Raw genomic sequence first — 21127 nt, 5'->3', positions numbered from 1 at the left:
CACAACCAGTTTGTCTGAAGAGTCCTCATGGAATGGCATATAACTGATGCTCAAAGTCTGGCAATTATTGACCGTGAAATAGGCGAGCATGTCTTTTCACCAGCGGAATACGAGATTGTGCGGCGGGTGATTTATGCCACAGCCGACTTTGAGTATAAGTCTCTGATTCATTTTTCTGAGCGGGCATTACAAGCAGGAGCAGCAGCTCTAGCTGCTCGTAGCACAATTGTAGTGGATGTGCCAATGGTACAAGTAGGGATCACTCCCCACATTCAAGATACCTTTGCTAATCCTGTGTATTGCAGCATGGAAACCCTCACTCGTCCTCAAAAAGAAAAGACTAAGGCAGCCTGGGGGATGCAAACCTTAGCTAGACGCTATCCAGAAGGAATTTTTGTGATTGGTCAAGCTCAGACAGCTTTAACAGTATTGGTGGAGTTGATTGAGGCAGAGGAAATTCGACCAGCCTTGGTGATTGGGGTACCTGCGGGATTTGTCGAGGTGGATGTGGCTAAATCTCGGTTGACGGACTCTTTGATTCCCCACATTCGGATTGATGGTCGTAAGGGTTCTGCGGTAGTGGCTGCTGCTATTGTTGATGGCTTAGTAGACTTGGCTTGGCAAGCCTATGGCCAGGATGATATTGACTTCTCACACGCCTAAAAGGGCGTTGCCCAATTGTGGAATAATCGAGAATAACGGGTAATCGGTAATCGGTAATCACCTTCGGTCAAGCTCATTGACCGCAACCCTCTGTTGGTGATCGATCAAAATTTGGCTAAGATCCTGTCAGCAACGGTTTAGCAAAGGGATAAGGATGGCAACTGCGGTTAAACTAATAGCTCCAGGTTTTTGTGTAAAGTACCCGAAAACCCCCTGGAGTGTGATATATGTCGAAGATGCTTCAGGCAAGTTTCATTTCCGCCTTAGTAGTCGAGACTTCAAATTTGAACCCCGCGATCGCTACCGTTACCCAACTCATGAGGCGGCTAAACGGGCAGCATTGTGTTTTCTGGAATTACTCAAACGTATAGAGCGATCGCGGATGCGCATGAGCATTCTGCTAGAAATTGGTATTCTTAAATTTCCCCGACAGACCTATCACTCCTATGAAATCTGGTTATTGATTGATCGCACTCGCTATAGTTGGGAGGTAATAACAGCCAATGGTTTTTGTTTCCGCTCCCAGCGCTGGTACAAAAATCCTAACAGTCCGATTCTTAAAGCCAAGAAACATATTGACCGGGAGCTAGCGATCTATCAAATCAAAGATGTGGTTGGCTGGGTTTAATCACTAATGACTTCAGCCCTCAGCGGTCAGCCCTCAGCGGTCAGCTTTCAGCTTTGTGGCAGAGGCCACAAGCGCTGTGACTTTCGTGACTATTAAACAAATGGTTACCTAAGCTGATGCGCATTTAAATTAGTTTTTCCCTGTTCCGGTGATCCGCTGATCCGAAGTTCCCTTTTAGGAATTTAGGTATCCCAATCTAAATGCTGAACAACTTATTTGATTCAAAAGCACCTCAAGTAGCGTGCGCGTAGCGCATATGCTGATAGTTTAATGCTGATAGCTGATACGCGACAGGCTGATAGCTAATAGCTGAATGCTTACCTAATGACTATCATCAGTATCAAAACACTTATGCCCGATAGTGCCATCAGGAAAGAGGAAAAGAGGACAAAACGGTAATTCTATGGGTATGCTCTCAAAGGTTATAGGCTCCTGCTGCGGTTGATCATTATGAGGCCAACGAATCCTGCGACTTGTACCACCGACAACATCAGTTATTTTATGATCACTACTGTCAGAAACAAAGCTGTCACTCTCTAACCTCTCGACGAAACCTAAATCAGAGATTTCCATGATAGCCATATATCCGATTTATTTCTATTGATTGTTTATATAAACTTCCCCCATAGCTAATAAAAAAGTCTTGCCATATTGGCCATAAGTTACAAAACTTTAAAATTGTCAACTATCAATTAATTAAGGGAATCGGGAATCGGGAATCGGGAATCGGGAATCGGGAATCGGGAATCGGGAATCCGGAGTAGGGAATCGGGAATCGGGAATCGGGAAAACTAGACCTCTTGCAAAAATAAATATGAAATCAAAATCTATCCCTTTTGTATGCATGCCTTTTACCTTGTCAACACCCACGGTTTATGAGACTTATGCAAGAGGTCTACTGATCTGACTCCCCATCTCCCCATCTCCCCATCTCCCCATCTCCCCATCTCCCCATCTCCCCACACTCCCTATTCCCTATTCCCTATTCCCTATTCCCGACTCCCGACTCCCGACTCCCGACTCCCTAAAACTATATAGCTTAACTGATGCGAGTTGCTTTTTCGCGGTACTTGTTGATAAGTTTATTGAACAATTGATTCAGCTGTCCAATGCAAAAACTATTCGGGGTCATCATTTTAGTGTTAGGATAAAAATAGAATTGAATTGAGCTGATCGACCCAGAATTAACTTCATTAAAATTGATAGCAACCTGCTGATTTCCCACGGATAGAACTTGAAACCAAGTCGCCATGGTAGCAGGTAATTTTGTACTAAGACGCAAGGAAATTTTTGGACTCGAAAGAGATTGAGCGTAGGCTGGGGTTAAAAATGGTTCATAGCGTTGAGCTTCTGGAGTTAGCTGCTTAATAAAGGCTAAACTTACACCTTTGACCAGTTGCCGCAGGCTATGGGCATCGTCTCCAACCACTTCTTTGACTAACGTACTTCTAGCGATCGCATCGTTAAGATTCTTCGGGTCAGTCACACTGAGGTGAGTGCCACCAATGGCACTAATCAAATACTTAGAACCCCCCAACTGATTAAAAGACCGTAACTGATGGTCTAGAGCTGGTGTAATGGCATCCTCTGTGCCCGTTAACATTAAGGTTGGTACAGTAACTTGACGCAAACCCTTAGTACCAAACAAACGCCCGGTTACACTATTCAAAGCGATCGCTTGCACCACTCGCTGATCAGTAAGATTAACCTCGTCTTCTGGTAAATCAGCCGCTGCACATTGGAACCAATCTGCTGGGGATCTGCCCACAGGAGAGCGATTTTTACAAAACCGTCGCAGTTCCTCTAAATTGAGTTTTCCCCCAGCCAACGCTAAAGCCGTGTAGCCCCCCAAGGAATGACCAATAATTGTAACTTGTTGAGTATTCAGTTTACCAAGCATGGTAGAATATCTATCGTTGATGTCAGCCAACTCATCCAGGAGAAAGCTGACATCTTTGGGACGGTCAATAAACTCCCCCGGAGGTAACAAATCCCCAAGTTTACCAGGTGCTGACAAACTGTTAATCCTGGTAAAGTTGCTGCCAGGATGCTCTAGGGAAGCTACAGTAAGGCCATGGGAGGCTAGATGGCGTGCTAAATATCTCAGAAATTTGCGGTCTGCAGCAAATCCGTGGGAGAGAACTACCATTGGTCCAGTGGTATCCTCAGCCCAGTATAGATCTACAATAATAGTACGTTGCCGTTGTCGGTCTCTGAGTCTTAGTTTACGCTGTTTAACCAATTGGGGACCGGAAGTAGCAGGGTCAAATTTAGGGCGAAAGGTGGCAGCGTCTGCAACAGCCAAATCTTGCTCTAAGATCGGACCAACTGCTAAACTCTGCCAATAGGAGGCATTAAGTTGTAGGGCAATCCCAACAGCAGAGGAAGCATCCAAAGTGATCTTTTCTCCTGGATAAGCCCGTAAGAAACTCAGCACACTTAAACCATTAACTTGCCTTGCTCCTAACAACAGAGCAGCTTTTAATTGCTCTAAACTACTATCGGGGAGTGCTAACCCTAGTCTGTCCAACAACCGTGCCCCATCCCTGGAGAGAAGAAGGTCATTGATAAAGGTTTCTGTGGTCTTAGGGTTGAGTTTGAGGCTATTGGTCAAAATCTTCCGGATCTGTGGCGTGAGGATATCTCGATAGGGTTGCAGTGCTGGTGATAATTCCCCTGTCTCAGCAAACGTTTCTAATTCAGTGATAGGGACAGATTGCTCAAATGGCCCCAAGCGTAGAGTGAGATACTCAGCGGCAAAAACTGGTGCAGTCATTGCCCAAAACAGAGTCACAAAGAGACTACCTAAAGCACCCTGTCTGATTTTTTTAAATTGACCTATTGAACCATTACAGTGTTTTTTCTTCACAGAAGATTCAGAGGTATGGCGGCGATCAGACCATGGCAGCTGAAAATTGATCATTAGCGATGTATGCAGAATGTGAGTGCGGATATTTCGATCAAAGCCGACTTAATCAAGACTCGACAAGCCCATCGAAATATTTTTTCTGCAGCACTTCTGCACTAAAGGGTAAGCTATCAGCTATTAGCTATTAGCGTGTCGCGTATCAGTTCTCAGCTATTAGCTATCAGTTATCCGCTATCAGCTATCAGCTATCAGCCATCAGCTATCAGCCTATGGGCTACTTTAGGTGCTACTTTAGGTGCTATCAGCGCTCAGGCAAAGGCTGACCGCTGACCGCTGACTCCTGACCGCTGACTGCTGACTACTGAATGCTTACTATTAATGAAGTAGACACACCTATTTCTTCCCGATTCCCCACTCCCGACTCCCGACTCCCGACTCCCGATTCCCTACTCCCTACTCCCTACTCCCTACTCCCTACTCCCTACTCCCTTTCCCAAATAACTAAATACTCGTATTTAATATCACCCCATCAAGTTCCGCTTCAATCAGATTAGCCCCGTGAAGGTTGGCATGAGTTAAATCAGCTCCGGTAAGATTCGCTTTTCTGAGGTTGGTTTCACTAAGGTTAGCTTCTCTGAGGTTGGTATAACTAAGATTAGCTTGACTAAGGTTAGCCCCTTTCAGATTCGCCTTCACCAGATCTGCTCCTGTTAAATTAGCTTTATCAAAATTACTACCAATCAGTTGAGCTTCATTGAGATTAGCCCCAGTCATCACCGCTTCAGTGAAGTTGACCCTACTCAGATTGGCTTTGGTGAAATTCACAGCAATCAGGTTAGTTCTAAACAGATTAGCTCCCTCAAGGTCTGCCAGAGAAAAGTTAACCCTAATTAGATTAGCGTCTTCCAAAGATGTCATAGTCAGGTCTGCTCTTTGGAAGGATGTACGGGTAAGCTTGGCTTTATTCAAGTATGCGTGACGAAGAATAGCTTGATCAAAAATTGCCCCAACTACACAAGCCTCAGTCAGGTCAGTATAAATCAGCAATGACCCACTCAAGTTAGCTCCCATTAGCTCCGCTTGAAAGAGATTGAAACCATTGAGGTTTTGCCCACTCAGGTCTACCTCCATCAGGTCAGGGATCAGTTTGGGATGATTGTCTCTCCATTGATTCCAGAGTTTTAGACCCTGCTCAAGCTCAGCCAGATGGGTAGGTTCCGCCATGTAGTTGATTGATCCTCTAGGTAACAATGCTTAAGAAAGTATTAAATTTAATGTAACATAGCGAAAACAAAGTTTACATTTTTGTTAAGATTTTTCCCAACTAGCTGCCGTTCTTGTATATAGCGCTACGTCCTAGGCAATAGGCATGCTAGCAATAGGCAATATAGCGTATTTTTATTTTGTGAGGTACAGAATTTCTGGTTTTAGGGAATAGTAAATATAGAAGAGGGAACATGCAAAAAAATATATGTACCTCATTATAATAAAAAAATAGTTTACTAAAACAGCTTTTGCGGGCTATATAGCACTACTCATTAAAGTTAGGACATTGCTAAAAGCTGAAAACCTGTTGTAGTAAACTTGTGACTTCTGACTTGTGACTTCTGACTTGGCCATAGCGCTATATAAAATGTCTTGGCATGTAAAAAGCCACACCCAAGCTATTACGGCTTGGGTGCAACTATTGTTTCAAGGCTAGATAGTCTACCGATTTCCCAATTCCGGATTCCCGTAAAAAGCAGGGCTATTTCATTCTAAAAAGTTGCTTAAGCGTGTCTAGACCAAAAGAACAAAGTCGTTGAGCTTGTGCCATGTTTGTAAACATTTGGTCACGGTATAAATTGAGTGTAAAATTGCGAGCTATGGTGAAAAATTTAGGCAGAGGGTTAGTGCGAATTCTGGATTTATCTTCACCTTGAGTAACATCTCGCTCCATAGTGGACTTTATTCTCAACACCCCAATATCCACGGATACGTTCAGCAAATTCTTGGGCTGTTAAACTCAATGAAGAAATATAATAACGAGTTTCAGTAGTAACTTCAATGACATGATGGGTAAATACTTGACGTTCTGATTTAACTTGAATCAAAGTAGTAAGTCCGGGCCAAGGACGGATAGAATCAAGATTTTTACAAATACTTACATGACGCTTTTCGATGCGACCATGTCCTTTATTGATTTGTAGATCAGTAACTTCTGGTGTAAAGTTAGTTTTTACCTCCTTAAAGAGACTGGGCTGGTTACCTTTTAAGGAAGCAATATAATCATTACCACTTTTGATAATTAACTCACAAGTTTTTTTTTGGTATTAATAGCATCAAAAGCAAAAACAACTCCCTTGAGAGCCAGTTTCTGGATTAATTCTGGTAGAGCTTTAATTTCGTTGGTTTTGGCATCAACTTCAAACGGTTCTAAAATCAAGCCCCGTTCCACAATGTAAGCACTAACCAACATTATGGCTGGGTGAGAAGCTGAATTAATATTATCATTTTCAATTTGATAGGAACGTTTGAGGACTTTTCAGATCTTACCAATGGTTTCTCCAGGAACTGGTTGTACGTTAAAGAACTTAGACAGGCACAGGGAATACTGCTCATAATTTATATGTAGTAAAGCACGACGGACAGTACTGTAAGAGGGTAGCCTGTTTTTAGGAGGTTTGAAAAGATCAATCAACTGCTCGCGGTAACTTGAAATCCAATCTCCAATTGCTAAAAATCCTTGATTACCAGCGGCGTAGCCCACGGTAAATAGTGCTAGGCACAGTGGCAGGGCATGACGCTGTCCAGCACGACGACGAGGGTCTTCGAGCTCTGCAAAGGCTTCTATAATTGCGATTTGAGACACAGGAGTAAATGGATTAGACGAAATTTGCGCTAGATTATACCATATCTTGTTTATAGGTTAGAATGAAATAGCCCTGTCTTAGAGCTAAATCAAGAAATGTCAAGAAAAATAATGGGAGGTATTACTTTGGCGGTGGCACTTAAACAGATAGAAAGAATCAAATTGAGGATTTGGAAATTTAGGCGGCTCTCGGCTCTGTCTGCGCTGGCTTTGAGTCATGCGGTCCGACCCTCAACACATTGGTGCGCTGGCATACGTGAATTTCACCGCTAGCATAGCAAAACATCGACCTTATGTCAAAAGTTTTTTTTATCAGTGATGGGCGGTCGATTGGCACGGCTTAATTGACCGGAAACCCTCGCTAATTCGGGGTCTTCCGTTACCACGCCACTGGCACCGACCACTTCCTTTGATGAGACTTTTTTGACAAATGTGATTCCGTAAGAGAAACCCCAGCGGTAGAGCAATTACCCCAGTGGCACCTAGTTGGGGTTTTCTGTTTAAAAACGGGAGTGGGGAATCGGGAATAAGCGCGAAAATATTGATAACGGGCAAGATGCCCATTCTACTAAAAGCCAATAACGGGCAAGATGCCCATTCCACCAAGATGCCCATTCCACCAAAGAGGAACGGGCAAGATGCCCATTCTACACAATTAAAATCATCCCCCATTTATACAACACAAAAATTCTCCCCATCTCCCGATTCCCGATTCCCGATTCCCGATTCCCGACTCCCTACTACCGAAAGAAACCTCAAAACCGTGTTCTAGGACGCCCCAAAGTCGTAATATAAACAACCGCTTCATCAACAGGGATACCCAAAACGTCATTGACCTGGTCATCAAAGAAGCCACCAATACCACTTACTCCTAAACCCAGGTAAATCGCTGCTAAATTCAGCCGCTGTCCTAGATGACCAGCATCCATGTGCAGGTAACGGTAAGCGCGATCGCCTAATCTAGCCACTGCTTTTTGTAAGTCTGCGGTGTGGAACACTACTGCTCTGGCATCTCGACCCAAATCTTGCCCTAAACACAAAAAATGTAATTCTTTCCGGAAGTTTTTAAAGCGAATTTGCCGCAATTCTTGAGCCTTAGGGGCGTAATAATAGCAGCCTTCTTCTAAGTCATTAACCCCAGATACTGCTATAAATGTTTCGATTAAACTTAAATCAAAATAATCGGGTGTTCCATCTAACCCCTGTTCAATATAATGCTGAGGTTGGTATGTAAAATCCAGAAGAGCTTTTAGCTCCTCCAAGGTCAAATTAGCTGCACTATAAGCTCGGGTAGAGCGTCGTTTTAGAATAGTATCTAAAAATGCTTTCGGAGCATTACCTGAGCTGGTTAACTCCCCCCAATCTATGGGGTTTGTAGCCGTTGAAACTTTATCACAAAACGGAAAATTGTACTTGTCTTCTAACTGCTGGTCAATGTCTGTACTCTTTAAAGTATTACCCTTAGCTTTCCAATCACCACCGTCTTTAATTTCCGTAGCGCGGTGCAAATAACCCAATAATTCTCCATCGGGAATCTCTGGGTAATTAACCTCAGTAGGAGATGGCAACACAGTTGGGGCGATGGGCAAGTTTTGTTGAACTTTGAGCTGATCGGCCAGGGGGATTACTGCGATCGCTCCTTCTTGTTCCAGGTCTAGATAAAGCAGTTCATTAACTTTTTGATCAGCAAACCCACCAATGAGGTGAGGTCGGTAATCACTCAGAGCGCCAGCTAACTCAATGTTACCGAGCAGATGACCAGTGTCGAGGAAAATTCTGCGGTATGCCCGGTCTTCATAGCGCCAGGCTGAGCGATAAAATACCGCTGTAGTTACAATAGCCAGTTCCGTACTCTCCAAAACTGGGTGCCAGAAGCAAGCCTCTTGCAGTGCATTCCAAACCTCACTCTCCCAAAAATGAACCAGAGAATGGGTAAGACACTGATAGTTGTATAGTCCTGGTGGTAATAGGGGAGTACCACGGGAAATCAAATAAACTTCAGCTGGGTATAAGCCACCAGCAGAGGGAGCTGCCCTCAGATAAAGTGGTGCTCCCATGGTCTCCACCCTAGCTGTCAAACCATAACTACACAGTAGTAACTGGGATAGCCGCCACCAACTTTTACTCGGTTCAGAGGTAAACTGCTCCCGGTCTTGTGAGAAGTATGGTTTTAGGTCAAAGTTAGTCCCAACTTTGTAGTCTTTAAAAGGTATCGGCTGCTTCTCCCAGTCTAAGCCCTTATTTTTGGCTGATATAGTTTCTGGAGCATATTTGGTGCGCTCGTGGTAGTGCTGAGCGATGGATACTGGCAGTTGTGACATGTTAGTTGCAACAGAACAGGAAGCTTTGCTTTTTATCTTGACAGGATTTTTGCCCTGTTCCCTATTCCCTGTTCCCTGCTCCGAAGTCCGAAGTCCCTGCTCCCTACCTAAGAAAAATTTCGAAAAAATTTTATTAAATAATTTTATTAAAATAAAATTATTTTGTCAAGTATTTTTATTTTTACGTAGCAAATGTTCACAAATATTAAAAAAGAATTATAATTAAGTGTGTAATGCGCTACAAAGTTATACCTTTATAAAATAAATAAGCATAAATACGCATTGACATTATTTTATAAATTGGTATTGGGCGGCAAAAGCTGACCTATTTATAGCGCAATGAAAAAGATTGGTGGAGCCGAGTTACTTGAACAATACGCTAGGGGTAGACGAGACTTTAGTGGAGTAGATATCAGTGAAGCTGACCTGTTTGAAGCAGATATACAAGCAATTGACCTGACTAGCAGCAATCTTAAAAAGACTTACCTGCCCTACTCTAATCTAAGTCAAGCCAAGTTGCAGCAAGCTCAACTTCAAGCAGTTCAGTTAAGTGATGCCCAGCTCTACCAGACCAATCTCTCTGGGGCGGATCTTCAGAATGCCAATCTGTTCAGAGCAAATCTACGTCGTGCCAATTTACAGGGCGCAAATCTAGCTGGTGCTAATCTCCAAGCAGCAGATTTGAGGGACACTGACCTGAGCCATGCCAATCTCAGCCATGCCAATTTGAGTAATGCTAACCTGAAAAGAGCTATCCTTACTAAGGCTCAGTTGAGGGGTTGCAACTTATTTCGAGCCGAGAACGTCGATCTTTGTGATGCCTACTTGGATAGTTCGACGATTTATCCTGATGGGCATAGAGCTGATGGCTCTGAGTGATCAAACACCTATCCGTTATCCACCAATGACTTTATCACGACGTCACTTCTTTGCCTTAGCCAGTGCTAGCACCGCTGGTGCAATTCTAGCATCCCCCTTGAAAGAGGTTTTTGCCAAGAAGGCTCTTGGTAAATCATTTCGAGGTAAAGGCTTTGGGTCCCTTCAGCCAGACCCTAATCAATTATTAGACCTGGCAGCCGGATTTAGCTATAAAATTTTATCCCGCACAGGTGACACCATGAGTGATAGCAATTTGGTGCCTGGTAGACCCGATGGCATGGCGGCTTTTCCTGCACCGGGAGGCAATACTGTCCTGGTGCGCAATCATGAACTTAGCCCCCATCAATTGGATAAACATGGATTGGTAGCAGTAGAGTATATCAAGTATGACCCCATGTGTTTGGGAGGCACGACAACACTAGTAGTGGCAGCCAATGGTCAACTGGTCAAACAGTACACTTCCCTCGCTGGTACTGAACGAAACTGTAGTGGCGGACCAACCCCTTGGGGTTCATGGATTAGTTGTGAAGAAAGCACCGTTACTCCCACCACTTATCCGGCAGATGACCCCAGAAGTGTTTCGATGAAGCACGGCTATAACTTTGAAGTGCCCATTACCGGTGAAGTGGTTCAAGCTGAGCCTCTAGTGGCCATGGGTCGTTTTAACCATGAAGCCGTTGCAGTAGATCCCAATACTGGGATTGTTTATCAGACTGAAGACAGGATGGATGGTCTGTTTTATCGCTTTATTCCCAAGCAACCAGGCAACTTAAAAGCAGGGGGTCTACTGGAGGCATTGAAGATCCAGGGAACATTTCAAAAAATCACGGTTGAAAACTTCCCTGTCGGTCAGCCCATGGCAGTAGAATGGGTTCGGATTGAGGATGTAGACCCGGAAGAAGATACTGTGCGGGTTGAAGGTTTTGGTAAGGGAGCAACCCAATTTACCAGGGGAGAAGGGGCATGGTACGGTAATAATGAGGTTTACTTTACCTGTACTAGTGGTGGTTCGTTAAATCCAAACACTGGATGGGCGAATGGAGCTGGTCAAGTCTGGCGCTATGTTCCTGGTAGCAATCCCCAAGAGGGTGGCACCATTGAACTGTTTGTTGAGTCCCATGACCGCAGCTTACTAGAACACCCAGATAATGTGACCATGAGTCCTTCTGGGGATCTCATCCTCTGTGAAGATGGTGGTGGTGACCAATTCCTGGTTGGGGTCAATCCTAAAGGTGAGCTTTACCAGTTGGCACGGAATGCCCTCAACAGCAGTGAGTTTGCTGGTGCTTGCTTCTCACCCAATGGTCGGATCATGTTCGTGAACATTCAAGAGCCTGGTATCACATTTGCAATTCAGGGCCCTTGGGTTTAGAGTCTAAAGCGGTTGTAAAGTCATAGAACTTGACAAAATAAAGAATATAGTGCTACGAATCTATGTTAGGACTTATAGATGACGAGTAGCGAGGAACACCGATGCCTGCTTCCTTAAGTTATGACCTACGCAGAAAAGCAATAGCGGCTGTGAAACGAGGTGATCCCAAAATAGACGTGAGCCGGAGAATATAGAAACGACCCTAAGAGACTATCTCCAAGGATAACTTTCACCAGAGATAGCTCATTTTTTTTGTCAGAAGTTAGTCAACTTTAAATTGGCAGATATTGAAGAATAAAAACGAGATTAACAGAGGTAGAAATAAGCGATAAACAGGCCGATTATTTTGAGTGCAAACCTGATAGTAGATTGAGTCCAAAACTTTAAAAAAAATGCTCTGCTGATTTTGGCAAGTGAATCCGATAAGATAGCTGATTAAGATTTATGGACAATGACGGGAATAAAAAAAAAAAATTAATTGAAGTTCTGGGTTACTAAAATTGCTAAAACCCTTTATTTACAGATGATGAAAAAATATCGATTTTATTTATATGTACTTATTACTACTTTAGTAATTACCTTGATAGTTGGCTTGTCACCAACCATTAGCCAACCTATATTACTCGAACAAAAAATACAAACCCTAACCGGTGAAAGATGGTTACAGCATGTAGAAGAAGACCTCAATCCTTGGTGGTTAATGGAAACTGCTTTTGGTAAACCTGTAGGTAATTTTCCTAGCTTGCGATGTGACAATGGGGAGCTACTTGATTTGTCTCAACCATGCCCAATTTTTAAGGATTTAGAAGATGAAGACAATTGGATTAAAAATTACTTTAATAAAAAGCACATAGTTGCTCATTCTCGTCAAATTTACACCTACGGAGTTGCTTATCAATTGACTGGAAATCCTAAATTTTTAAGTTTAGCAAAATCTGGATTAGATTGGATTCGCAAATATGGATTTGATCGAGAAAATGGTGGTGTATTTACTGTATTTTCTGAAGATAATCTTACTCCTCTTTCTTCTGTTTCAGAGCGTAATAGTCAAGAACTAGCCTATGCTTTACAGGGGATGGCTTTTTATTACTATCTAACTCAAGATGAAGAAGTATTGCCAGATATTATTAAGTTAAAAGACTTTATCTTTGAAAATTACTATGATTCAGAACAAGACATAATACTTCAATTACCTAAAAACCCTCAAAACCAGGAATCCAAAAAACAAAGGAAAGGAATAGTGTATGAATTAGATCAAATGAACACCTATCTAATGCTTCTCGCACCGATATTACCTGAACCTTACCAGTCGCAGTGGAAAAAAGATTTGGTTCACATCTCGCGGATCTTAATGAACCAGTTTTACAGTCCTGAATATAATAATTTTTGGTATTATATTGACAATGCAGAAGATAAAAAAATATTAACTGGCAAAACTGATTATGGACATTCAATAAAAACTTTGTGGATGATCTACCTAACTGGTAAATTAGTTAACAATGAAAGATTTATTACTTTTGCGAGAACTAGTGCTGATAAGTTATTCAAAGAAGCCTATGATTCTGAATCAGGAACATGGTATTCACGATTGTATGCTGATAAAAATAAAAAATTAATTAAAGACCTTAATAAAAGTTGGTGGATCTATGCTGAATTGGATCAAGTAGCAGGAACTCTGAGTTTAGAAAACTCATCCTACGTTGACAAATATTTAAAATCAACAGTTAATTGGTGGTTTAAGAATATGGTAGATCATACTAATCATGGAATCTGGCATAAAGTAATTTGGCCAACTTTAGAAAAGAAAGGTTTTAAACAATGGAAATGGAAAAATGGTTTTCACAGTTACGAACATGCTTTAGTGGGCTATATTACTACTCAAGCAACTCAAGGAGAAAAAGTGAAACTATACTTTGCCCGTAAGGAAGGAAAAGAAAAAAAAGGAATTAGACCTTACTATAATACAGGAAAGATTGAAAAAATCAATAAAAAACCGCTACAATCCATACCTGAAATGAATAAAATAGAAGTTACTTTTACGGAGATTAACTAGAAAGAAAATGCTTAAAAAGTTTCGTAAAAACAAATTTGCATTTAGTCTAATCACTAGCCTAATTATCTTGATACTTTGTTGCTTTTATACCGTATTTAAACCAATATTAGCACAACAAAATACAGAAATAACGATGGGTCAACAATGGTTACAGCATTTAGAAGAAGACCTCAATCCTTGGTGGTTGATGGAAACTGCTTACGGTAAACCTGTGGGTAATTTTCCTAGTTTTCGCTGCGACAATGGTGATCTAGTCAATCCATCTAAACCCTGTTCAGCTTTTACTAAATTAGGAGACAATTATGGTTATATTACCAACAACTTAGATAAAAACTATATTGTCTCTCAGTCTCGTCAAGTTTACACATACTGCGTAGCCTATCATTTAAGTGGAAACCCAAAGTTTCTTAGTTTAGCAAAAGCTGGAATAGATTGGATTCGTAACTATGGACTTGATCGAGAAAATGGTGGTGCATTTAGTTACTTGAAAAGAGAAAGTCGCCAATCTGGTCCTTCTGTTTTAAAGCGTACTAGTCAGGAACTAGCCTATGCTTTACAGGGAATGGCTTTTTATTACTATCTAACTCAAGATCAAGAACTATTACCAGAAATTATTCAACTAAAGAACTTTATCTTTGAGACCTATTATGATCCAAAACTAGAGATGATGATGTGGGTTCCCAAGCAAGTTAAGAATGAAAATGTTACTAACAATTGGCTTAAACAGAAAAAACATTTGCTGTCCCAATTGGATCAGATCTATACCTACATGCTTATTCTCGCGCCAATCTTACCAGAACCTTATCAATCAGAATGGAAACAAGATTTGTTAAATTTATCAAGTAGTATAATCAACGAATTTTATAGCCCTGAATATAATACATTCTGGATGGAGATTAACAATATAGGAGAGGGAAAACTGCCGACAGATTATGGTCATTCCATGAAAGCCTTTTGGATGATTTACTTAACTGGTAAACTTTTCAATAATCAAAGATTTATTGACTTTGCCCAAATAGGTGCATCTCGTATGCTAGAGGAAGCTTATGATGTAGAATCAGGGCTTTGGGGTAGAGGTATTAGTTTTGATGAGAATGATAAGGGTGTTCGTGACCTTGACAAAAAATGGTGGGTCTATGCTGAATTAGATCAAATGGCAGGAACACTTAGCTTGGAAGACTCATCCTACGTTGACAAATATTTAAAATCAACTGTTAATTGGTGGTTGAAAAATATGGTAGATCATACTAATCATGGAGTATGGAACTTACTGACTTGGCCGACTTTAGAAAAGCAATTACCTAAACAATACCACTGGAAAAATGGATTTCACTCCCATGAACACGCCCTAGTTGGCTATATTACTTCTCAGGCAAACCAAGGAGAAAAAGTGAAACTATACTTTGCTCGCAAGAAAGGCAAAGAAAAAGAGAATATTAAACCTTACTACTATACAGGTGAGATTGTTGACATCAATAGGTCGCCAATGCCATCAATAACTGATAGTAATCTGCCTTCACTATCCGATTTGAATCGGGTGATAGTAAGTTTTACTGGTATTAAATAGGGTTTTCTGAACAGAAGGCAGAGGGCAGAAGAAAGGAGTAAGGTTTCAAGGGAGAAGGTTTTTTATCACTAATTATCCGCACATGATATTAATATAACTCGGATTTTATTGTAAACTATTTATGGGCTTGGTGAAATAACAACTAAGCCTATTATGCTGTATTACAAAAGTGATCGATTTCCCAACTTCTGCGGCGAAGTCTATTGATTACTTTCCAAAGATAGGGATCCGTGTAGGAATTGTGATAATTTCGTTCCCTACTCCCTACTCCCTACTCCCTGTTCCCTTCAAAATAACCAATGACTACTACCAACTCTTGGATCACTCGCCCAAAACCAAATCCTAAAGCCCGCCTGCGCCTATTTTGCTTTCCTTATGCTGGTGGTGCTGCTTCGAGCTTTCGCACTTGGCCGGAGCAATTGGCACCCCATATCGAAGTCTGCCCAGTGGAACTGCCTGGACGGGGCAAGCGACTGCGGGAACCCCTGGTTACTGGCGTATTGCCCCTGATTGAAACCCTAACACCAGGTTTACTGCCCTATCTCGATATCCCCTTTGCCTTTTTTGGTCACAGTCTCGGAACAATAATCAGTTTTGAATTAGCCCGTCAACTCCGGCGCGAGGAAGCCCCGAGTCCTCGACACTTGTTCATTTCCGGTCGCCGCGCTCCTCAAGTACCTGCCCGAAAACTTCCCCTTCATAACTTGCCCAAGTCTGAGTTGATCGAAGAATTGCGTCAATATAATGGCACACCAGAGGCTGTGCTAGCAAACCAGGAGCTAATGAAGCTGTTTCTACCGATCCTGCGAGCGGATTTCGGGATGAACGAAACCTATACCTACACTAGCGAACCCCCACTTAATTGTCCGATATCTGTTTTCGGAGGTTTGCAGGATACCGACGCCAACAGTGATGAGCTTGCTGCCTGGCGTGACCAAACCAGTAGCACTTTCACGATACACATGTTTCCTGGTGACCACTTCTTTCTTAATAATAAGAAGGAGTGTAATCAGCTTTTGGAGCTAATCACAAAGTTTGCGATCGCACCAGTGTGATTCCTTGGGTCTTTCCTTGAAAACCCGGTCTGGTGAGGGAGCGGGGAGCAAAAGCGTTTGATAAGCTTTTTTATTCCCTGCTTCGAGGTTTGAGCTTCTATTTTCATCACAGGTCTACTAATTCGAGACACTTTTTTTTTGTTCACCCAATTTGATCACTCAACCAGGCATAGACGGTTGTCCCGAATGACAAACTCTTTCGGTATTGGTAGTCCATGCAGACTCCGCGCCACACTGCTGGTGTAGGCACCCGATGCATTCAAGATCACGCGGTCACCAACCTCTATTCTTGCCATCTTTTCGTTAAGACAAAAATAATCTGTCTCATAACAAGTACAACCTGCGAGGTCATGGACGAACATAGGTCCTTCTCGGAAAGGGATCTGAGCAACTGCTGGACGTGGTGCCCAGAACATCAAGTTCCAAGCAGAGGTATCCAAAACAACAATGCGATTCCCAGAGGGATGATCGTCTGCTGCTTTGACCTCCGCAACCAGGTAGCCCGCCATCATAGTTAATAGCATTCCTGGCTCAATCACAAGCCGCACTGGTTGCTGGCGCTGGTTGTTGATACGAGTAATGGTTTTATTTACTAAATCCCAAACCCGTTGTGCTTCAGGTTTTTGCAGATGGAACAGGTAAGCCCAACCACCGCCGAGATTGAGCACTTCAACTTTAGGAAAGATTTCCAAGCAAGATACTAGCAAATCAAGTGTCTGATGTAGATCTGCTTCTGAAAAAGTTTCACCTTCATGAACATGAAGATGGACGACCTCAAGCTCATGGGTTTGTATTAGGCTGTGTAGACCGGAATCTGTGGGATCAACTCCAAATCTACTCCATCGGGTTACTGCATTCTTAGCCTTAGCATCTTCGTGAAAAGGAAGGCGAAGTCGAAGTCCAACTCTTTTGTCTCGGTTAACGCTTTCACACCAGACACGCAACTGAGACAGACTGCACAAATCTGGAATAACACCCTCAGTTGCCAAACGCTTAAGGTCGGCAACTGAGAAGCCTGGTGCTGTAGAGTAGATTGGCCACAGCCCTGCTGCCATGGCAGCATCTAGCTCTTGTATGGTGGTAATGTCTGCTCCTAGGCCAAGTTTAGCCATATGACGCAACACAGATTGGCAGCGGTTTGCTTTAACAGCCAAACAAAGCTCACTATTCTGAATTTGTCTGAGGTCGTTTCGTAAAGCCGTTACAGTGTCAGTGATGGCATCTAGGTCGTACACAAGTGCCGGGGTGGGAATATCACTGGCAATCTTGAACAATGTCTCAGGAATAGTTGGAATAATTGTCATCCAATTTCTAAATTCAGTTACATCATCTCGCCATCCATCTTTTATTTCTGAGTTGTTATTGTCTTTTGAGATCATGCTACTGCCAAATCTTAATTGTTTTGAATAAGTTTTTCTTGTTGCGTCTAACTCGAACCTTTTTTTACATCACTTTTTGGTAAACCATATATAAATCGTCGGGAGTCGCCTCTTTTAACTTAAACCCTGCCGCCTTCATGGTATCTTCTAGAAGTTGGCCGTACACCATTAAGAATTTATGGCGATCGCTAGCAACTATCTCACCTTCTTTTTTGAAACGATAGTCTGTTTCCCAAAAGTACATTTCTTTATTCTCTAGGAAATCGAGATGCTTTTGCTGAGCGTAAACAATGCCGTTGCCAATCTCTTGCTCGCCATCTGCATCAATTTCTTCTGCTTGAATGTTAAGTACAAACAAGCCTCCGTCAAGTAAATGGCGGGCAATATTGTCTAACATTTTAACGGTGTCCTCAAAATTGGGCAGAAAACTGTATAAGTGGTAATCGTTACCAACCCGACTAACACCGGCTGGACCCCCATGGGAATATATCCCATCAAAAGATTCTTGCAGATCCATTGATAACACATTACCTTCTACTACCTTTGCCCGATTTCCCAAACGAGCTTTACTCCGTTCTAACATAGCAGGAGTAAAATCTATGCCAGTTATCTCATAGCTGGGATCTAATTCGAGCAGTTTTTCTGCAAGCAATCCCGTTCCCACCCCTATTTCGAGAAGTTTTTTCCGACCTTTGAGGATAGAGTCCAGGGACTGAGCTTCTTTCGGATAGTCGTAATACCCACTTTTCATAGTGGCGTCATAATACTCGGCAATGTTATCGTATTTATTCATAGTGGTAGCTCTCCTAATTTTATTTGAGACTGTTGATTTAAACTGTTTATCAAGCCAATTTTAGGACATCAATGTCGTTTAGCCAAGCGCTGCTGTATATGCTGCGCGAGTTTGTATTTTGTTAAAATATCTAAGGGTAAGTAGGCGGCACCTCGAATAGTACCCAAGCAATCTTTGCTTTGACAAATACAATCAAATCCTCTATCCATCGACCATTCCGTAGATGGATAGAAGAAAGTCAGTTCCTCCCCAATTTCAATTTTAGTCATGGCTCTCAGAACGCGATCGCTCACAGCGAAAAATACATTGGGAGCGCAGCTATGATTGAGATAATGCAAAAACTCTGGGTGGAGCATAATATGTTGGCGTTCCCCAATTTGAAGGCTTAAATAATTGGGCTGCTCTAGGCTCTTTTTTACGCCAAATTTAGAGATTACCTGTCCGGGCATAAACTCGACGGTGGTGTGTAGGGATTTGCTTCCAGTTGTCGGACACTCCCGGAGCTCGGCCCATGATGCAACTTTTAGGGGTTTTTCAGCGATATAGTTTTTACCAAATTCATCCATATAAGTACCTGATCCAAATTATTTGGATGCAGTATTCCCGCTCTAAGCTATTATACAATTAGTTGGTATTTTTAAAAAAAATATTTTGCAACAAAAGTCAATAGTGTATGAAATGACCAATAATAAATTAGGAGTTTAACTCATGAGCGAGACACCCATAACAATTACTTACTCTTTAGAGGAAGTATTAAAAGACATAAACGGGAAGCTAGACAGCCTTCAAAAAGATGTCAACAAGATAAACGAAAGACTAATAAAAGTAGAGACACAGCTAGACGCGGTCGCAACGGATGTAAAAGAATTAAAAGGTTCAACCAAGGCACAAATTTGGACATTGATCGGCATTTTGGTCACAGCAGTTGGCGGTTTTCTGGTAGCAGTTGGTCGTGTTGTTATTTCAGGCAACCCCTAATTTATTCTCAAAGGATGGATTGGAGCCAGCAGAGATTAGGGATTTAGAGATTGCGTTCGCGAAGCGGTTCCTTTGGAACATCGCATGTAGCAAAAAAATACTATGCTAGCAGCAGATTGATTACCCAAGCCTTGCCATGGCTCCAGAATCTGACCCGTTGACGGAACCCCGTAAAGTCGTGGAAGATACCAATGCGAACGCTAAATTTTTCCAATTTGATCAACACCAAGCCAAACTTAGTACGGAGATTCTGGCGGGAATAACCACCTTTGTCACCATGGCATACATTCTGGTGGTTAATCCTGATATTTTGTCCAATGCCATTTTTCTCCAACAACCCAAGGATTTTTGAACTCTCCCCGCTTTAAAAAGACGGGGATTGTTAGCTGATCTCACTACGCGGGTTGAAACCGCGCTGCGTGATGCTTACAATACTGACTAGATAGAGAATCCAATCTGTACCGTTGTGGCAGGTTCAAAGCTGCCCTACCGACCTCGGCTAGGTCAACCCCTAGCTGTGTCGCTACTTTGCGCAAAATATTACATGCGTGCCTTAAATCTGCGTTAATTAACTCGTTATTAGCTGACCGATAGAGACCACGTCTAATTCGCTTTCCAGAAGGCTTCCACCCCTTGGGTTTCGCACCAAGTGTAGGTAGAAAATCCTTATCTAGAAAACTAGCCTTACTCGTATAGCTTTCTTCGGTTTCAATGAACTTAATACCGTATTGCTCGCATAATTGCTGGACTCGATTCTTGAGTCTTGCAGTGGGAATTTGGACAAACTCTTGATTGTTCTTTTTCCCAATCTTAATGCCATCTTTATTGCGTTGATTCCATCCAAATACCACGGTGCTAATTTGATTCCTCAAGCACCAATTAATAAAAAACTTGGCTGCTTTGTTGATATTGTCCCGCATCTGGCGATTCCGCTTTTCAGTAATATTTGCCAAACGCTCATCCCAGTAGTCTTGAGGCTTGCCCTTTTTAATTTTGGCTACCTGTTTGTTGTACCACTGGTTTTGGGATTTAATCTTGCGACCGTCAATAATAAATGATTTGCCGGTGGTAGAAACGCAAGTCAACCAGTTGTTGAGTCCTGGATCTATTCCTAGGGCGTTACCACTAGTCTGAACTGGCTCGATGTCAGATTGCTTGTAGACAAATTCCAGGTAAAAGCAGCCATTGCGAGGAACAAAACGGAATTCATTGATCGACTTGAAATCCAGATTAGATGGCATTGGAAGAAGGAAATGATCAATTCCAAACCACGCTTTAACCTGGTTCCCTAAAGAAAACTTGAGCTGTCCATCTTTTAGCTTCACCCACCTAGCTGGATAACTTACGACAGCCATTCCGCCTTTCTTTCTGTACTTTGGAACCCTTGGCTTATCCCTTAGTTTTCCAGATTTATAAAGTTTTGCCAATGCCTGATAGGATTTAAATGATTCAATTACACTGTGGAGAATTTGTTGAGCACAAGCAGATCTCATTGCCCTGAAATGGATATTAGTTTTAAGGATCTTGTCTAACTCAAACTTCTTGACATACTTACCAGCCTTAAACAATACTTGACGGCAATAATAAATAGCGCAATTAGTTAACTTATTGGCTTCTCCGCAAATAAATTCTAAAACCGCCCTATTATCAGGGTCTGTGGTTATCAGGTGCTGTTGGCATCCATACATTCCTCGTCACCTCCTTAGTCTATAGGATAAC

23 protein-coding genes and 2 pseudogenes are annotated in these 21127 nt (G+C 42.2%); 12 read left to right on the top strand and 13 right to left on the bottom strand.

The window, feature by feature from the left end; genetic code table 11:
* Positions 1–27: 27 nt before the first annotated feature.
* On the top strand, positions 28–663 hold the full coding sequence (locus F6K63_RS18835; protein WP_008178322.1) for a precorrin-8X methylmutase: 636 nt from the start codon (positions 28–30) through the stop codon (positions 661–663).
* A 154-nt stretch (positions 664–817) separates the two neighbouring features.
* The gene (locus tag F6K63_RS18830) at positions 818–1291 is read left to right on the top strand and encodes a hypothetical protein (protein ID WP_008178324.1); all 474 of its coding nucleotides are present in this window, start codon (positions 818–820) and stop codon (positions 1289–1291) included.
* Positions 1292–1612: 321 nt separating this feature from the next.
* Here the strand turns inward: F6K63_RS18830 and F6K63_RS18825 are convergent, their stop codons facing one another.
* From F6K63_RS18825 to F6K63_RS18815, 3 genes are all read right to left on the bottom strand, one after another.
* Entirely contained in the window at positions 1613–1864 is a 252-nt protein-coding gene (locus tag F6K63_RS18825) for a hypothetical protein (protein ID WP_287312889.1), read from the bottom strand.
* Between the two features lie 123 nt (positions 1865–1987).
* A complete protein-coding gene (locus tag F6K63_RS18820; RefSeq protein WP_287312888.1) occupies positions 1988–2137 on the bottom strand; it encodes a hypothetical protein in 150 nt (49 codons plus the stop codon).
* 193 nt (positions 2138–2330) lie between these two features.
* Positions 2331–4214 (bottom strand): alpha/beta hydrolase, encoded by a 1884-nt coding sequence (locus F6K63_RS18815; protein ID WP_287312887.1) that lies wholly within the window; start codon positions 4212–4214, stop codon positions 2331–2333.
* 311 nt (positions 4215–4525) lie between these two features.
* On the opposite strand from F6K63_RS18815, the gene F6K63_RS18810 reads away from it, so the two are divergent.
* Complete coding sequence (locus F6K63_RS18810) at positions 4526–4714, top strand: hypothetical protein (RefSeq protein WP_287312886.1); 189 nt, start codon at positions 4526–4528, stop codon at positions 4712–4714.
* Here the strand turns inward: F6K63_RS18810 and F6K63_RS18805 are convergent.
* The 5 genes from F6K63_RS18805 to F6K63_RS18790 all read right to left on the bottom strand — a co-directional run bounded on the left by F6K63_RS18805 (position 4662) and on the right by F6K63_RS18790 (position 7478).
* Positions 4662–5384: a pentapeptide repeat-containing protein gene (locus F6K63_RS18805; protein WP_287312885.1), complete on the bottom strand. Its 723-nt coding sequence runs from the start codon at positions 5382–5384 to the stop codon at positions 4662–4664. The genes F6K63_RS18810 and F6K63_RS18805 overlap by 53 nt on opposite strands.
* A gap of 689 nt (positions 5385–6073) precedes the next feature.
* A complete protein-coding gene (locus F6K63_RS37310) occupies positions 6074–6424 on the bottom strand; it encodes an ISAs1 family transposase (protein WP_353813051.1) in 351 nt (116 codons plus the stop codon).
* A gap of 23 nt (positions 6425–6447) precedes the next feature.
* Entirely contained in the window at positions 6448–6618 is a 171-nt protein-coding gene (locus tag F6K63_RS18800) for a hypothetical protein (RefSeq protein WP_287312884.1), read from the bottom strand.
* 66 nt (positions 6619–6684) lie between these two features.
* Positions 6685–7011 (bottom strand): transposase family protein, encoded by a 327-nt coding sequence (locus tag F6K63_RS18795; protein WP_287312883.1) that lies wholly within the window; start codon positions 7009–7011, stop codon positions 6685–6687.
* A gap of 296 nt (positions 7012–7307) precedes the next feature.
* On the bottom strand, positions 7308–7478 hold the full coding sequence (locus F6K63_RS18790) for a hypothetical protein (RefSeq protein ID WP_287312882.1): 171 nt from the start codon (positions 7476–7478) through the stop codon (positions 7308–7310).
* Between the two features lie 8 nt (positions 7479–7486).
* Here F6K63_RS18790 and F6K63_RS18785 point away from each other — a divergent pair, with 8 nt between their 5' ends.
* Entirely contained in the window at positions 7487–7783 is a 297-nt protein-coding gene (locus F6K63_RS18785; protein WP_287312881.1) for a hypothetical protein, read from the top strand.
* Here F6K63_RS18785 and F6K63_RS18780 read toward each other — a convergent pair.
* Positions 7767–9332, bottom strand: a complete 1566-nt coding sequence (locus F6K63_RS18780; RefSeq protein WP_287312880.1) for a SagB/ThcOx family dehydrogenase — start codon at positions 9330–9332, stop codon at positions 7767–7769. The two genes, F6K63_RS18785 and F6K63_RS18780, sit on opposite strands and share 17 nt — an antisense overlap.
* 339 nt (positions 9333–9671) lie before the next feature.
* Here F6K63_RS18780 and F6K63_RS18775 point away from each other — a divergent pair, with 339 nt between their 5' ends.
* From F6K63_RS18775 to F6K63_RS18750, 6 genes and pseudogenes are all read left to right on the top strand, one after another.
* Positions 9672–10211 carry a pentapeptide repeat-containing protein gene (locus tag F6K63_RS18775; RefSeq protein ID WP_009149535.1) on the top strand — a complete coding sequence of 180 codons (540 nt, stop codon included), beginning with the start codon at positions 9672–9674 and terminating at the stop codon, positions 10209–10211.
* A gap of 25 nt (positions 10212–10236) precedes the next feature.
* Complete coding sequence (locus F6K63_RS18770; protein ID WP_044494492.1) at positions 10237–11583, top strand: alkaline phosphatase PhoX; 1347 nt, start codon at positions 10237–10239, stop codon at positions 11581–11583.
* 169 nt (positions 11584–11752) lie between these two features.
* Positions 11753–12019 (top strand): annotated as a pseudogene (locus F6K63_RS18765) (ISKra4 family transposase); the annotation flags it as partial.
* 87 nt (positions 12020–12106) lie between these two features.
* The gene (locus tag F6K63_RS18760; protein ID WP_287312879.1) at positions 12107–13636 is read left to right on the top strand and encodes an AGE family epimerase/isomerase; all 1530 of its coding nucleotides are present in this window, start codon (positions 12107–12109) and stop codon (positions 13634–13636) included.
* A gap of 133 nt (positions 13637–13769) precedes the next feature.
* Positions 13770–15203 carry an AGE family epimerase/isomerase gene (locus tag F6K63_RS18755; protein ID WP_287312878.1) on the top strand — a complete coding sequence of 478 codons (1434 nt, stop codon included), beginning with the start codon at positions 13770–13772 and terminating at the stop codon, positions 15201–15203.
* Positions 15204–15502: 299 nt separating this feature from the next.
* Positions 15503–16258 (top strand): thioesterase II family protein, encoded by a 756-nt coding sequence (locus tag F6K63_RS18750; RefSeq protein WP_287312877.1) that lies wholly within the window; start codon positions 15503–15505, stop codon positions 16256–16258.
* A 155-nt stretch (positions 16259–16413) separates the two neighbouring features.
* Here F6K63_RS18750 and F6K63_RS18745 read toward each other — a convergent pair whose 3' ends face one another.
* The 3 genes from F6K63_RS18745 to F6K63_RS18735 all read right to left on the bottom strand — a co-directional run bounded on the left by F6K63_RS18745 (position 16414) and on the right by F6K63_RS18735 (position 18996).
* Complete coding sequence (locus tag F6K63_RS18745) at positions 16414–17637, bottom strand: diaminopimelate decarboxylase family protein (protein ID WP_287312876.1); 1224 nt, start codon at positions 17635–17637, stop codon at positions 16414–16416.
* 64 nt (positions 17638–17701) lie between these two features.
* Positions 17702–18430: a class I SAM-dependent DNA methyltransferase gene (locus F6K63_RS18740; protein WP_009149547.1), complete on the bottom strand. Its 729-nt coding sequence runs from the start codon at positions 18428–18430 to the stop codon at positions 17702–17704.
* A 68-nt stretch (positions 18431–18498) separates the two neighbouring features.
* Positions 18499–18996 carry an SET domain-containing protein-lysine N-methyltransferase gene (locus F6K63_RS18735; RefSeq protein WP_009149548.1) on the bottom strand — a complete coding sequence of 166 codons (498 nt, stop codon included), beginning with the start codon at positions 18994–18996 and terminating at the stop codon, positions 18499–18501.
* Between the two features lie 142 nt (positions 18997–19138).
* Here F6K63_RS18735 and F6K63_RS18730 point away from each other — a divergent pair, with 142 nt between their 5' ends.
* Together F6K63_RS18730 and F6K63_RS18725 are read left to right on the top strand one after the other, a co-directional pair.
* Entirely contained in the window at positions 19139–19408 is a 270-nt protein-coding gene (locus tag F6K63_RS18730) for a hemolysin XhlA family protein (protein WP_009149550.1), read from the top strand.
* A gap of 136 nt (positions 19409–19544) precedes the next feature.
* A pseudogene (locus tag F6K63_RS18725) lies at positions 19545–19754 on the top strand (hypothetical protein); the annotation flags it as partial.
* Positions 19755–19803: 49 nt separating this feature from the next.
* Here F6K63_RS18725 and F6K63_RS18720 read toward each other — a convergent pair.
* A complete protein-coding gene (locus F6K63_RS18720) occupies positions 19804–21096 on the bottom strand; it encodes an RNA-guided endonuclease InsQ/TnpB family protein (protein WP_287312875.1) in 1293 nt (430 codons plus the stop codon).
* Positions 21097–21127: the final 31 nt, after the last annotated feature.

It is taken from the genome of Moorena sp. SIO1G6, from assembly GCF_010672795.1.
In the GTDB taxonomy this organism is placed as follows: domain Bacteria; phylum Cyanobacteriota; class Cyanobacteriia; order Cyanobacteriales; family Coleofasciculaceae; genus Moorena; species Moorena producens.
This window is presented reverse-complemented; position numbering and strand designations above follow the sequence as displayed.